This window comes from Lentzea sp. NPDC054927, from assembly GCF_053610285.1.
Genome location: NZ_JBSGXZ010000001.1, coordinates 767,865 through 781,372 on the forward strand (window position 1 = coordinate 767,865; position 13,508 = coordinate 781,372).

11 protein-coding genes are annotated in these 13,508 nt (G+C 68.5%); 3 read left to right on the plus strand and 8 right to left on the minus strand.

Features of this window, described 5'->3' with window-relative positions:
- The first annotated feature begins 76 nt into the window (after nt 1-76).
- Both ACWGE0_RS03555 and ACWGE0_RS03560 read left to right on the plus strand, forming a co-directional pair.
- Entirely contained in the window at nt 77-946 is an 870-nt protein-coding gene (locus tag ACWGE0_RS03555) for a cellulose binding domain-containing protein (protein WP_452259306.1), read from the plus strand.
- Nucleotides 947-1,476: 530 nt separating this feature from the next.
- The gene (locus tag ACWGE0_RS03560; RefSeq protein WP_452259307.1) at nt 1,477-4,626 is read left to right on the plus strand and encodes an NACHT domain-containing protein; all 3,150 of its coding nucleotides are present in this window, start codon (nt 1,477-1,479) and stop codon (nt 4,624-4,626) included.
- On the opposite strand, the gene ACWGE0_RS03565 is transcribed toward ACWGE0_RS03560, so the two are convergent.
- The 8 genes from ACWGE0_RS03565 to ACWGE0_RS03600 all read right to left on the minus strand — a co-directional run bounded on the left by ACWGE0_RS03565 (nt 4,627) and on the right by ACWGE0_RS03600 (nt 12,679).
- On the minus strand, nt 4,627-5,646 hold the full coding sequence (locus tag ACWGE0_RS03565; protein WP_452259308.1) for a LacI family DNA-binding transcriptional regulator: 1,020 nt from the start codon (nt 5,644-5,646) through the stop codon (nt 4,627-4,629). It lies immediately after the preceding gene.
- Between the two features lie 274 nt (nt 5,647-5,920).
- The gene (locus ACWGE0_RS03570) at nt 5,921-6,547 is read right to left on the minus strand and encodes a cation transporter (RefSeq protein ID WP_452259309.1); all 627 of its coding nucleotides are present in this window, start codon (nt 6,545-6,547) and stop codon (nt 5,921-5,923) included.
- Nucleotides 6,540-6,857, minus strand: a complete 318-nt coding sequence (gene cmtR / locus ACWGE0_RS03575) for a Cd(II)/Pb(II)-sensing metalloregulatory transcriptional regulator CmtR (protein WP_319964080.1) — start codon at nt 6,855-6,857, stop codon at nt 6,540-6,542. Before cmtR ends, ACWGE0_RS03570 begins: the two co-directional genes overlap by 8 nt.
- Before the next feature lie 45 nt (nt 6,858-6,902).
- Nucleotides 6,903-7,745 carry a formyltetrahydrofolate deformylase gene (gene purU / locus ACWGE0_RS03580; protein WP_452259310.1) on the minus strand — a complete coding sequence of 281 codons (843 nt, stop codon included), beginning with the start codon at nt 7,743-7,745 and terminating at the stop codon, nt 6,903-6,905.
- Nucleotides 7,745-8,329 (minus strand): sarcosine oxidase subunit gamma, encoded by a 585-nt coding sequence (locus tag ACWGE0_RS03585; protein WP_452259311.1) that lies wholly within the window; start codon nt 8,327-8,329, stop codon nt 7,745-7,747. The genes purU and ACWGE0_RS03585 overlap by 1 nt, the downstream gene beginning before the upstream one ends.
- Nucleotides 8,319-11,135 carry a 2Fe-2S iron-sulfur cluster-binding protein gene (locus ACWGE0_RS03590; protein ID WP_452259312.1) on the minus strand — a complete coding sequence of 939 codons (2,817 nt, stop codon included), beginning with the start codon at nt 11,133-11,135 and terminating at the stop codon, nt 8,319-8,321. The genes ACWGE0_RS03585 and ACWGE0_RS03590 overlap by 11 nt, the downstream gene beginning before the upstream one ends.
- Nucleotides 11,132-11,413, minus strand: a complete 282-nt coding sequence (locus tag ACWGE0_RS03595) for a sarcosine oxidase subunit delta (RefSeq protein ID WP_086661971.1) — start codon at nt 11,411-11,413, stop codon at nt 11,132-11,134. The genes ACWGE0_RS03590 and ACWGE0_RS03595 overlap by 4 nt, the downstream gene beginning before the upstream one ends.
- 12 nt (nt 11,414-11,425) lie before the next feature.
- The gene (locus tag ACWGE0_RS03600) at nt 11,426-12,679 is read right to left on the minus strand and encodes a sarcosine oxidase subunit beta family protein (protein WP_452259313.1); all 1,254 of its coding nucleotides are present in this window, start codon (nt 12,677-12,679) and stop codon (nt 11,426-11,428) included.
- A gap of 45 nt (nt 12,680-12,724) precedes the next feature.
- On the opposite strand from ACWGE0_RS03600, the gene ACWGE0_RS03605 reads away from it, so the two are divergent.
- A complete protein-coding gene (locus ACWGE0_RS03605) occupies nt 12,725-13,384 on the plus strand; it encodes a GntR family transcriptional regulator (protein WP_452259314.1) in 660 nt (219 codons plus the stop codon).
- The last annotated feature ends 124 nt before the right edge of the window (nt 13,385-13,508 follow it).

Consider the following 13,508-nt stretch of genomic DNA (forward strand, 5'->3'; position numbering starts at 1 on the left):
GCCAACCACCGAAATACTTACGATCCCCTTCGCTCGTCGCGCCGAAAAGGCGAGCTCAGCTCCACGTGGGGGAACGATGAGATTGCGTTACCGGTACCGCCCGGTTTTCTACACGCCGGCCGCGGTGCTGATCGTGGCGGCGTGCACGACCGGTTCCTCGGACCCGGCGTCGCCCGGATCGTCCCCGTCCTCACCACAACACGTCACCGTGCAGCCCCCACCGCTGGAGGTCGTGGCAGGGGTGGTCGACGCGAGGACCGTGCAGTTGTCCAACGGCCTCGAAGCGCGGATCCTCGGCCTGGCGGCGGCTGACGAATGCTGGTCCGCCACGTCCCTCAAGTTCACCCAGGACACCTTGCTGGGCAAGCCGGTGCGCTACAGCCGGGCATCGGAGTCGTCGATCAGCTTGCGGCTCAACAACAACGACGACTTCGCCGCGCTGGCCGTGAGCAAGGGCGTGGCGCGCGCGGAGAAGGACGACCTGGTGCTCACCGAGGTCGAGAAGTCCGCCGCGACCGCGGGCCTGGGCCTGTGGGGCCCGCCGTGCAAGACGTCCACGACGAGCGCCGCTCCCCCGCCCCCACCCGCCCAGACCACGACCCCACCGCCACCTGCCCCACCCGCGGCGAAGAAGGACTGCGCGGTCACCTACGGCATCCTCAAGGTGTGGACGGGCGGGTTCCACGTCGAGATCACCGTCCGCAACACCACGCAGGCGTCCGTGCCGCAGTGGATGCTGACCTGGAAGTTCTCCGGCGGCCAGAAGGTCGGCCAGGCTTTCGGCGCGTCTGTGTTCCAGCGCGGGGCCGACGTCGTCGCGATGAGCTCTTCTGGCCCGTCACCGCTCAACGCGGGTTCTTCAGTGACGTTCCGTTTCAACACCGAGGGCTCGACCGTCACGCCCGGCGCCTTCGCGTTGAACGGCAAGGCGTGCTCGCTCGGCTGAGCCGTCACGCCGCATGGGCGCAGGTCGGGCAGGTGCAATCGGCGCAGGTGCAGTTGGCGCACGCGTCCGCACAACCGTTGCACGAACACATCGCGTGGTTGCACGTCGGACAGTCGCAGTCCGCACAAACGCACTGGGCGCATGAGTCTGCGCAGTGCGCGCAGCGGCACTTGTCGCACTCGTCGTAGTGCACACCGTCGTCGGTCACGTGCTCCCGATGCACATGGCCGTCGTGCAGGTAGTCGACGTGGTCCCGGTGCACGACCGCGTCATGGCCGCAGCCGGGGCCGTGGGTGTGGCGATGCACTTCCGCCGGAGCGTGCTCAACAGTCGTCATGCCCAGATGCTCATATGCGCAGAGGTGCATGACAAACCGAGACGGCACAGATCATCCGTCCAGGTGACGGCTCGACCAGATGCTCATTCGGGGCCGTCCAGCTTTCGCCGAACGCTCCTTCCCCGCCGCGTGCCCGCGTTATCGTCCCCAGCGGTACCCGAACACCGAGCCGCCACAAGGGAAGCCTTCACGAATGCGCGATCTGCCCGACCTGACCTTCCGCGGCGCGCTCGGCCTCCTCGGCCACCACGACCGCCCGGTGCTGGACCGCCTGAACAAGCTGCTCGGCGGCGTGATCATGGTCGGCGGCGCCGTTGCACTGGGTGCTCCGGTATCGGCACCACTCACAGCCCTGGCGGCCATGTGGGGGTTCGTCGACCAGAAGAACGAGGCGTTCACCCTGGTCCGGAGCCTGCTGGACGGGGTCGGCGCCCGCCGCAACGCACTCAAGGGGCACAACCGCGCCCGGTTGATCGCGGCGGCACACACCGTTCTCGTCGCTGGCGCCGTCGTCGAAGCGTTTCGCGAGGCGGTGGGTCCCGACGCCTTCAAGTCGATGAAGTTCACCGAGACCGAGCTGTCCGAGGTGATGGCGGCGATTCCCAGCGGGCAGAAGGCCGCCGCGGACGTTTACGACTCCGCCGTGCCCGCACCTTCGTCAGGACGCGGTTTCGAGGAGAACTTCCTGAAGGTTCTCAACTGGCAGCACAGCTTCGTCGGAGCCCTGATCGAGTTCTGCCGCGGGATCAACGCCGAAGCGGCAGTGCAGCGCATCGACACTGCGGTCGTCACCAACGCGGCGGGGAAGATCTATCGCGATCAGTACCGCGAGATGGCCGCTGAAGTCCCCGAATTCCTCGTCTGGGCACTGCTCAACGAGAGCGGCGCGACCCGCAGCGCGGTGGTCATGGCTCACGACGCCCTCGCTGCGGCGCTCGCGGACCAGGCGCTGGCGATGTCCCGCCTCGAATCGATGCTGACCGCGCTCGGCAGCACGTCCGGCCACCTCTCTGCGCTGCACCGGGTGTCGCGGGCCGAGCTGGACCAGCCGGTCGTGCCGCACGCGTCCACCATGAGCTTCCTGACCGACATCCGGTTCCCGTTCATCCGCGAGATCTTCGTGCGGCCCCGCTACCGCCAGAACCGCGTCGGCACGCGGTCCCTCGTCGCCGACGAGCAGTGGTGGAGGACGATGCCGGTGCAGGACGACCTCGACGTACTGCTCGCGGCTCATCTCGCGTCCGTCGAAGCGACCCGCTCGCCCCTGCTCGTGCTGGGTCATCCCGGCGCGGGCAAGAGCCTGTTGATGAAGGTGCTGGCGGCCAGGCTGCCCGACGACTACACGACCGTCTACGTCCCGCTGAGGCACGTGTCCGGCGCGGCTCCGATTCACGAACAGATCGACGAGTCGCTGCGCAAGCGCACCAACGGCAGAGTCAAGTGGTCGCACGTCGTCGACGAGGGCCCGCAGACCACCAAGGTCATCATCCTCGACGGGCTCGACGAGATGCTCCAGGCGTCCGAACGCGATCGTGCCGACTACCTCAACGAGGTGGCGGACTTCCAGTGGCGCGAATCGACCCACAACTGTTCCGTCGTGGTCATCGTGACCTCACGCACACTGGTGATCGACCGAGTGCACGTACCGCACGGCACGACGGCGATCAAGCTCGAGGACTTCAGCCCGCGCCAGATCGAGCAGTGGCGTCAGGTGTGGAACGCGGTGAACCAGGCCGCGATCGACGCCGGAAAAGTGCGGGAGCTCTCCACCGAGGCGGTGCAGCACCAGCCCGAACTGGCCAGGCAACCGTTGCTGCTGCTGTTGCTCGCCCTGCACTCTGCCGACCTGTCGTTCCCTCCGATCGATTCGCGCCTGTCCCCCACGGCTTTGTACCGGACGCTGTTCGACAACTTCACCAGGCGCGAGTCCACCAAGCAGCAGGACTCGGCCGCACCCGAGGACCAGATCGCGCAGCTGTCCGTCGCGGCGCTCGGCATGTTCAACCGGGGCCGTCAGCACATCACGGACCGCGAACTCGCCGCCGACCTCGCCGCTCTCGGTGAGGCGGACGGGCAGGAGAATCCCGAACAACGCCTGGTGGCGCAGTTCTTCTTCATCTACACCGCCGAGGCCGATCTCGGCACGGACCAGGCCCGGCGCAGCTACGAGTTCCTGCACGCCACGTTCGGCGAGTACCTGGTGGCGCGCGAGATCGTGGAAACGCTCATCGACACGGCGGAAAGCGTTGTCGGCCGTCGCGGGCCGACGGAACCCGACGACAACCGGCTCTTCGCCTTGCTCTCGCACGACTGCGTGGCGACTCGAAGCCCCGTTGTCGAGTTCGCCCTCAATCTCCTGCAGGAACGGACATCTGATCATCGAGCACGAATCCTGGCCACCATCACCTCGCTGATCCTCAAAGCGCGTCACCGGCAGGGTTCTCCGCGCTACCACGACTACCGTCCTGTCGAGACCGATCACGTACGGGAGATCGCCGCCTACACGGCGAACCTGATGGTGCTCGGCGTGGCGGTCGGGCCACGGGTCCCGATCGGCGAGCTGATCGGTGACCTGGCGATCTGGCGTGGCACGCTGGACCTCTGGCGTGCCGGTCTGGCGCCGGACAGCTGGCACGCCCTGCTCCGCACACTTGACCGAGTGGACGACGAGTTGGCGCTGTCCTTCGCGCACGGACGGGAAACTAGCCTGGACGGCGAGAGGCAGCAGGCGACTCTGGCCGGCGATCAGAACTTGCTGCACACGCTGGATATGGGAGAGACGATCCGCGAAGCAGCGTACGAGTTTCCCTCCTCCTCCCTTTACGACCTGCCAGAAGCGCCCGAAATCGCTGCATACGAAGAAGTACTCAGGTGGCTCGTCGCGACGCTGGCATTCGGTCCTCAGCGCGACTACCACCCCGCGTACGAGGACCAGTTCCTCAGACTGTTCGCAGCGATGGCAGCGGTCCAACGGAATCAGCTGCTGACGATGACCGCGATGGTGCTGAAGCAACGCGCTTCCCAACTCAGCACGGAGACAGCAGCCACGCTCGTTTCCTGCATGCTCGCCCATCATCACCGCGATGCCTACGCCTACCTCGCCGCCGCGGCCGCACATCCCGGTCTGCTCTCGATGATCCCCGAACTCGTGGAGCCCGGCCTCTACCGAGGCATGGTGGGCGCGGCGTTCATGATGCTCGGCACCAGCAAGGCCTCAGGTGGGAGTGCACTTCTCACGAAGCTGCTGGAGTCGATCCAGAAGGAACAACGCCGCGAGGCCACCGGCAGCGGAGGGGTCGCGGTGGAGATCCTCAACGCGTTCCAGTGGAAGCGCACGCTGTAGTCAGGCGCGGCGGACCACGTTCAGCTCCGGCGTGCTCGCCCTCCGAGACAGCCTGGGCGGCAACAGCATCAGCGGAGGTGACGGCTGTCCGTCGAGCTTCCCGACCAGCAGGTCCACCGCCCTCCTCGCCAGTTCCGCGGCCGGGAGCCGCACCGACGTCAGCGGCGGCGACATCTGCTCGGCGACCTCGTCGGGGCAGATCGCCACGACGGCGACGTCGCCGGGCACGCTGCGGCCGGCGGCGCGCAGGCAGCCGGTGACCCAGCCGAGCGCGGCCTCGTTGTGCACGACCAGCGCTGTCATCGTCGGGTGGGCGCGGAGCAGTGCCTTGATGGCTCTGAGCACCGAGTCGTGGTCGTCCTCGGCGGGCAGGGTCGTCACGGCGATGCCCCGGCGCATGGCCGCCGCGCTGAAGCCCGCCATCGTCCGGTGGGCGGCGCCGGCGTTGCGGCGGTAGACCGCGCTCGGGGCGCCCAGGAAGCCGATGGAGCGGTGGCCCAGGTCGGCGAGGTGGTCCACGCACAGTGCGCCGGCCTCCTCGAAGTGGAGGTCCACGCAGGTGAGGCCCTTGGCCGAGGCCGGGTGTCCGATGAGGACGGACGGCTTGGCCAGCTGCCGCAGCAACGGCACCCGCTCGTCGTCCATCTCCACGTCCATCACCAGGAAGCCGTCGGCCTGTGCGCTCTCCGCGGCCCGGCGCAGTCCCGGCGCGCCCTGATCCGCGGTCACCAGCAGCACGTCCATCTCGTGCCTGCGCGCCGCCACCACCGCCGCGGCCACGAACCGCATCACGATCGGCATCTGCACGCCTGCCCGCAGCGGCAGCACCAGGCCCAGGACGTTCGTCCGGCTCGAGCTGAGGGAGTGTTCGCCCACGTGCGGCCGGTAGCCCAGGGCCCGGATGCTCTCCCGGACCTTCGACTTCGTCACCGCCGAGATCGACCGCTTGCCCGTCAGCACGTAGGAGACGGTGCTCGGAGCGACACCAGCGTGCCGTGCGACGTCCGCGATCGTGACCACCCGGCCCCCTTCACAAATTAACACCGAGGAGTCTCGCAACCATAGGGATGACCTCTACGACGTTCAAGGGTGATGTTTGCGTTAACAATTCCCGTCAGTAATGGTCCAGACGAATCCTGGAACAGGACACGAAGTTACCCATACAGCCTGGGCACTCCTCTTCACGCGTGCAGGTGTGCCCATGACAGTGTGCACGCTCACATTCGACGGGCGATCGTTGGCACGTTTTTCCCCTCGCCGCGGCTGCGCCGGCCGGACATGACGGTCATCACGCTCAGCAGCAGTGGTGGCCCCGCCACGCCTCGCGGCCCTCCTTGACCGCTACCACCGCGATCACCAGTGCCGCCAGGGGATCCGCCCACCACCAGCCGAACAGGCTGTTCACCACCAGCCCCACCAGCAGCACGGCGGACAGGTAGGTGCACAGCAACGTCTGCTTCGAGTCGGCCACCGCGCTCGCCGATCCGAGCTCGCGGCCGGCCTTGCGCTGCGCGTAGGACAGGCCGGGCATGACCAGCAGCGACACGGCGGCGAGCACGATGCCGACCGTGGAATGCGAGGCCCGCTCCCCCTGCAGCAACGACAGCCCGGACTCGACCGTCACGTAGGCCGCCAGCGCGAAGAACGACACCGCGATGACCTTCAACGCGGTGCGTTCGCGCTGTTCGGGATCACGGCCGGAGAACTGCCACGCCACCGCGGCCGCCGACGCCACCTCGATCACCGAGTCCAGCCCGAACCCGATCAACGCCGTGGACGACGCCACCGTGCCCGCCGCGAGCGCGATGACCGCCTCGACGACGTTGTAGGTGATCGTCGCCGCCACCAGCATCCGGACTCGGCGCCGCAGGGCGAGCTTGCGCGAGTCCGGCACGGTCGGCGCGCAGCAGGCGTCACTCATCGACGCACTCCGGCCCGGGCTCGACCGCCAGCACGACGTCGAGCAGCTCACCCAGCGCCCGCCGGAGGTGCTGATCGGCCAGGTCGTAGCGCACCTGCCTGCCCTGGTAGGTCGCCACGACCAGGCCGCAGCCGCGCAGGCACGACAGGTGGTTGGAGACGTTCGACCGCGACAGCCCCAGCTGCTCCGCCAGTCGGGCGGGATAGCCGGGGCCGTCGAGCAGGGCCACGAGGATCCGGCAACGCGTCGGATCGGCCAGAGCACGGCCCAGCCGGGCGAGCGCGGACTCGCGGGTCTCACAGGTCAGCATGGATCGAACTGTACAGCCAAGGCTGAACAGTTCAACTGGCAGTGTTCAGCGGAACACCACCGTGCCGTTGCCGTTGGGCATCACCCGGTGCTCACAGTGCCACCGGACAGCGCGGGACAACGCCAGGGCTTCGGCATCGCGGCCCACCGCGGTGAGCGCCCGCGGGTCGAAGGTGTGGTCGACCCGCAGCACCTCCTGCTCGATGATCGGCCCCTCGTCCAGATCGGGCGTGACGTAGTGCGCCGTCGCCCCCACGTACTTCACGCCGCGGTCGTAGGCCTGGTGGTACGGCTTGGCACCCTTGAAGCCCGGCAGGAACGAGTGGTGGATGTTGATCACACGACCGGCCAGCTTGGCGCACAGGTCGTTGGACAGCACCTGCATGTAGCGCGCGAGCACCACCAGGTCGGCCTGGTACTCCTCGACGAGTTCCAGCAGGCGTTGCTCGGCGGCTGGCTTGTTGTCGGCGGTGTTGGGTACGTGCAAGAAGTCGAGCCCGGCCGCCTCCGCCATCGGGCGCAGGTCCTCGTGGTTCGACACCACCGCGACGATCTCGCCGCCGAGACTGCCCGCGCGCCAGCGGAAGAGCAGGTCGTTCAGGCAATGGCCGGCCTTCGACACCATGACGAGGATGCGCGTCTGCCGTTCGTCCCACAGGCCGTACTTCATCGAGAACTCCCGCGCCACCGGGTCGAACTCGCGCACGAGGTCGTCCACGCTGCCGGAAGCGCACGAGAACGCGGTGCGCAGGAACAGCCTGTCGCGTTCGTCGTCGTCGAACTGCTGGTGTTCAACGATGTCACAGCCGTGTTCGACAAGGAACGACGTCACGGCGTGCACGATTCCCGCGCGCTCCGGGCAGTTCAGGGTCAGGGTGAAGTTCCGCATCACGTCACCGCCAGGTACTCGACGCACGCGTCGCTGAGCCAGGCCGCGAGGTACTCGGCGAACGACGACCGCACCAGCAGAGTCACGCTGTCGTCGTTCACCTGCAGGATGATCCCCGTCCTGGCGAGCAGCGTCTGCACGCAAGTGCCGACGGGAGCCGAAGACGGGTGCAGGTCCACGGAACATCCGTGAGCCAGCACGTCCCGGACGTGCGGCCCTTCCAGGACCACGGTCGTGCGCTGAGCCGAAGTGTCCACAACGGACCCTCTGACAGTCCCGAGCGCGCCACGCAACACCTCCTCGATCGAGATCTGCCGGTCGGGCGAGGCGGTGACGAGGAACTCGTCAGGCCCCAGCCACAGCACTTCGACGTGCCCGAACTGTCCGGCACCCGTGGTGAAGGTGCAAGGAACGGACGGGAAAACCACCCCCAGCGCGGAACCCATCGCCGCGATCGCCGAAGGGTCGGACACGCGCACGGTGAGCTGCGAGCGGAACGGCCGCTCGGTCACCGTCAACGCGGGCGCGAGCGCCGCCAGCCGGTCGGTCCAGGCCGCCAGCGGACTGGTCGGGTCAGCCGTCACGACGAGCTCCTTCCTTGTCGTACAGCACGGATTCGGTGACGGTGACGGGCACGAGCGAGTCCTCGACCGGCACGTACAGCGTCTCGCCGATGCGCTCGTGCCCCGACCGCACGAGGGCGAGCGCGAACGTGCGGCCGAGTGCCGCGCTGGGGTAGCTGGAGGTGACGTGGCCGAGCATCCGCACCGGCGGTTCCGGCAGCCGGTCGGTCTCGACGATCTGCGAACCCTCCGGCAGCAACACGTCCGGGTCCACGGGCAGGAGTCCGACCAGCTGTTTGCGGTCCGAGCGGTTGTTCTCCGCACGGGCGAACGACCGTTTGCCGATGAAGTCGGGCTTCTTCTTCGACACAGCCCACGACATGCCCAGGTCCTGCGGGGTGACCGTGGCATCGGTTTCCTGGCCGATGATCGGATAGCCCTTCTCGGCGCGCAGCACGTGCATGGTTTCGGTGCCGTACGGCGTGATCCCGTACCGCTCCCCCGCCGCCATGAGCGCCTCCCACACGGCCATGCCGTGCCAGGCGGTCACGTTGATCTCGTAGGCCAGCTCGCCGGAGAAGCTGATCCGGCAGACCCGTGCAGGCACTCCAGCGACAACGGTGTCGTGCCAGGTCATGAACTCGAACGCCTCGTTGCTGACGTCGAGCGAAGGCGCGACCGCACCGAGAACGTCCCGGGATTTGGGGCCCACCAACGGGATCGTGGCCCAGTGCTCGGTGACCGAGGCGCAGTGCACGTCGAGGTGCGGCCACTCCGTCTGGAGCCACTCCTCCATCCAGTCGAGGATCTTCGCGGCGTTGCCGGTGGTCGTGGTGACCAGGTACCGCTCCTCGCCCACCCGGATCACCGTGCCGTCGTCGATCACCATGCCGTCGACGCCGCACATGACGCCGTAGCGGATCCGGCCGACCTTCAACGTGCTCATCATGTTCGTGTAGAGCATGTCCAGGAACTTGCCGGCGTCGCTCCCCTGCACGTCGATCTTGCCCAGCGTCGAGCCGTCCATCATCCCGACGCTCTCGCGCGTGGCCCGACATTCCCGCAGCACGGCCGTGTGCAGGTCTTCGCCGGGCCGCGGGTAGTACCAGGGCCGCTTCCACTGGCCGACGTCCTCGAACAACGCCCCGTGCGCCACGTGCCACGGGTGGATCGCCGTGACGCGCACCGGGTCGTGCAGCTCACCGCGGTCGCGCCCGGCCAGCGCGGCGAACGACACCGAGGTGTACGGCGGGCGGAACGTCGTGGGCCGCTGGTCGGCGATCTCGACACCCAGCGCCTCGGCGACGATGCCCGCCGCGATCATGCCGGAGGTCTTGCCCTGGTCGTGCGCTGTGCCGATGGTCGTGTAGCGCTTGATGTGCTCCAACGACCGCAAGCCGGCACCGGTCGCCCGGAGCACGTCGGACACCGTCGCATCCCGTTGCAGGTCGACGAAACTCGCGTCCTCGTCACCGGGCACGCGCCACAGCACCAGGCCGGACCGGGACGTGCAGCGCGAGTCGGACGCCGGCAGCGGTACCGGACCGCGTGGCGTGAACCCGGCGGAGATCGCGGCCGACGCACCGGCGTTGCGTCCCTGCCGCACGCACGCCGTCAGGTCCAGCTCACCGGTCGCGGAGCCCGCGACCCGGACCGTCTCCAGCTCCTCACCCGGCACGAACGCACCGAGTTCGGCGTCGTAGCGCAGCCTTCCCCGAGCCTGGCTGAACAGGCTGACCACGGGGTTCCAGCCGCCGGACACCAGCAGGGTGTCGCACGCGACCGTCTCGCCGCCGACATGCACCGCCGTCACCCGCCCGGCGCCCTCGGTCCCCGTCACGACCTGACCCGCGCGCACCTCGACCCCCCGAGCCGCGCACTCAGTCGCGAGCCGCGCAGGAGCCTCCGACCGCGCATCGACGATCAACGCGATGTCCACACCGGACTCCGCGAGGTCGATCGCCGCGCAGTACGCGCTGTCGTTGGTGGTGAACACCACCGCGCGCGATCCGGGCAGCACGCCGTAGCGGTGCAGGAACGTGCGAGCGGACGACGCCAGCATGATCCCGGGCCGGTCGTTGTCGGCGAACACCACAGGGCGTTCGTGCGCACCGGTCGCGAGCACGGTCTGCTTGGTCCTGATCCGCCAGACCCGCTGACGTGCCACCGAGGCGGGCGCCTCGAACCCGAGGTGGTCGGTCCGCTTCTGCAGGGCGAGCACGAACCCGTCCTGGTACATGCCGAACGCCGTGGTCCGTTCCAGCACCAGCACACCCGCCGTGCTCTTGAGCTCGGCCAGGATGTCCGCGACCCACTCCGCGGACGGCCGGTCGTCCAGGTACTCGTCGACGCCCAGCAACGCTCCGCCGGGCTGGTTCTGCTCGTCGACCAGAACCACGCGCGCACCACTGCGGGCAGCGGTCAGCGCGGCCACCAGACCGGCCGGTCCCGCACCGACGACCAGTACGTCGCAGTGCTCGTGCTTGGCGTCGTAACGCGACGGATCAGGCTCGGCCGCCAGCTTTCCCTGGCCGGCGAGGCCACGCGCGACCAGGCCGTCGTACAGCTCGACGGTCGTGGCCAGCAGCATCGGCTCGGGGAACGGTTCTTCGATCTGCACCAACGAGGTCGGGTCCTCGGACCCCGCCGCGACGATCCCGCGCGGCCGGCCGAGCTTCACGCTGCTGCCGACCTCGTGCACGCCGTTCGCGAGCAGTCCGGAGGCGAGCGTGTCGCCGGGGTGTCCGGTCAACTTCTGGCCGTTGAAGGTGAAGTGCAGCAGGGTGTTCCGGTCGATCGCGCCACCGGTGGGCAGGCGGAAGGTCACGAGGCCACCTCGGGCATCGGCTCGCCGGCGCGGTAGACGGCGAGCAGGTCGTGGGAGCGGGTGTCGCGCACGGCGTTGAACCACCGGCGGCACCCGGCGCTGTGGCTCCAGCGCTCGGCGAACGGGCCGCTCGGGTTGTCGCGGAAGAACACGTACTGCGCCCATTCCTCGTCGGTCAGCGCGGACGGGTCCTCGGGGTACGCGACGTGGGCTTGGCCGCCATAGTGGAACTCCGCTTCCTCGCGCGGCCCGCACCACGGACACGGGATCAGTTGCATCGTCAGCTCCTACTAGTGGGCCACGGCGGCGGCGCCGTGCTCGTCGACGAGTGCGCCGGTGGTGAAGCGCTCGAGGGTGAACGGCTCGTTGAACGGGTGCGGCTTGTCGTGGGCGATGGTGTGCGCGAAGCAGTCGCCGACACCGGGCGTGGCCTTGAACCCGCCGGTTCCCCAGCCGCAGTTCAGGTACAGCCCGCCCACCGGGGTGAGACCGACGATCGGAGAGGCGTCCGGGCTGACGTCGACGATGCCCGCCCACGTCCGCAGCAGGTGGGCGCGGGCGAACACCGGGAACAGCTCCAGCGCCGCCGACATCTGCTGCTCGATGATGTGGAACGAACCGCGCTGGCCGTACCCGTTGTAGCTGTCGATCCCGGCGCCCATCACGAGTTCTCCCTTGTGCGCCTGGGAGACGTAGACGTGCACGGCGTTGGACATGACCACGGTCGGGTGCACGGGTTCGAGCAACTCGGAGACCAGCGCCTGCAACGGGTGCGAGGCGAGCGGGAGCCGCAGGCCGACCATCTTCGCGAGCACCGAGCTGTGCCCGGCCACGCACAACGCGACCTTGCCCGCGGCAATCCGGCCCCGGGACGTCTCCACCGCGGTGATCCGGCCACCGGCCGTCTCCAGACCTGTGACCTCGCAGTTCTGGATGAGGTCGACGCCCATCGCGTGCGCGGCCCGTGCGTAGCCCCACGCCACGTAGTCGTGCTTGGCGATGCCCGCGCGCGGCTGGTACGTCGCCCCCAGCACCGGGTAGCGGACGTCCGGCGAGATGTTGACGATCGGGCAGATCTCCTTGACCTGCTGGGGATCCACCCATTCCGCGTCGATGCCGTTGAGCCGGTTCGCGTTCACCCGCCGCACGCTGTCCCGCACGTCCTGCAAGCTGTGCGCGAGGTTCAGCACGCCGCGCTGGTCGAACAGGATCGGGTAGCCGAGGTCCTCCTCCAGGCCCTCCCAGAGCTTCAGCGAGTGCTCGTAGATCCCGGAGCTCTCGTCCCACAGGTAGTTGGACCGGATGATCGTGGTGTTGCGGGCCATGTTGCCGCCGGCCAGCCAGCCCTTCTCCAGCACCGCGACGTTGGTGATGCCGTGGACCTTCGCGAGGTAGTAGGCGGTGGCGAGGCCGTGCCCACCACCGCCGACGATCACGACGTCGTAGGAGGCCTTCGGTTCCGGGTTCTCCCAGAGGAAGTCCGGGTGCTCGGGCAGATGTGCTCCGGGCGGGCTGGTCATGGGCGGCGCCTCCAGCGAAATCATCTGGTCGACTACTGGTATATCAGTCTGTGCAGTACAGTAGGTCACATGAACGCACGGGTCAACGACGAGCCCGCCACCGCCTCGATGACCGAGCAGGCGTACGCCGTCCTGCGCGATCGCCTGGTGATGCTGGAGATCAGGCCGGGCGAGCCGATCAACGAGGACCGCCTGCGCGCCGAGCTCGGTGTCGGCCGCACCCCGATCCGCGAGGCCCTGAAACGGCTGGAGCAGGAACGGCTCGTCGTCGCCTTCCCGCGCCGCGGCACGTTCGCCACCGATGTGAACATCTCCGACCTCTCCCACATCTCCGAGGTCCGCCGCACCCTCGAACCGCTGGCGTCGTCCGCCGCGGCCGAGCGGGCCACGGCGGACGACCGGACCGCACTGACCGAGCTGCGGTCCCAGTTGGAGACCGCCGCCCGGCCGGGCGACAACACCGAACTGCTGCGCGACGACGTCGGTGTGCACCGCGCGATCTACCGATGCGTGCACAACCCGTTCCTCGAGGACACGCTGATCTCCTACGACAACCTGGCCACGCGCATCTGGTGCGTGTTCCTGCCCCGGCTGTCCGGAATGGCCGGTCACGTCGACGAGCACGTGCCGCTGCTGACCGCGATCATCGAGGGTGACGCCAAGAAGGCGGGCGAGCTGGCCTCTCAGCACGTCATCGGGTTTGAGCGGGCGATTCGGGCTTTGATCTAGTGGTGTGGCGCGGAACGTTGCCGGGGAATTCGCGGTCAGACGGGTGCATCGCGGTGCCGCCCCCGCATCCTCATACTGGATGTATGGGGGTGCGGGGGCGGTGCCGCGAGGCGCCCTGCTGAGC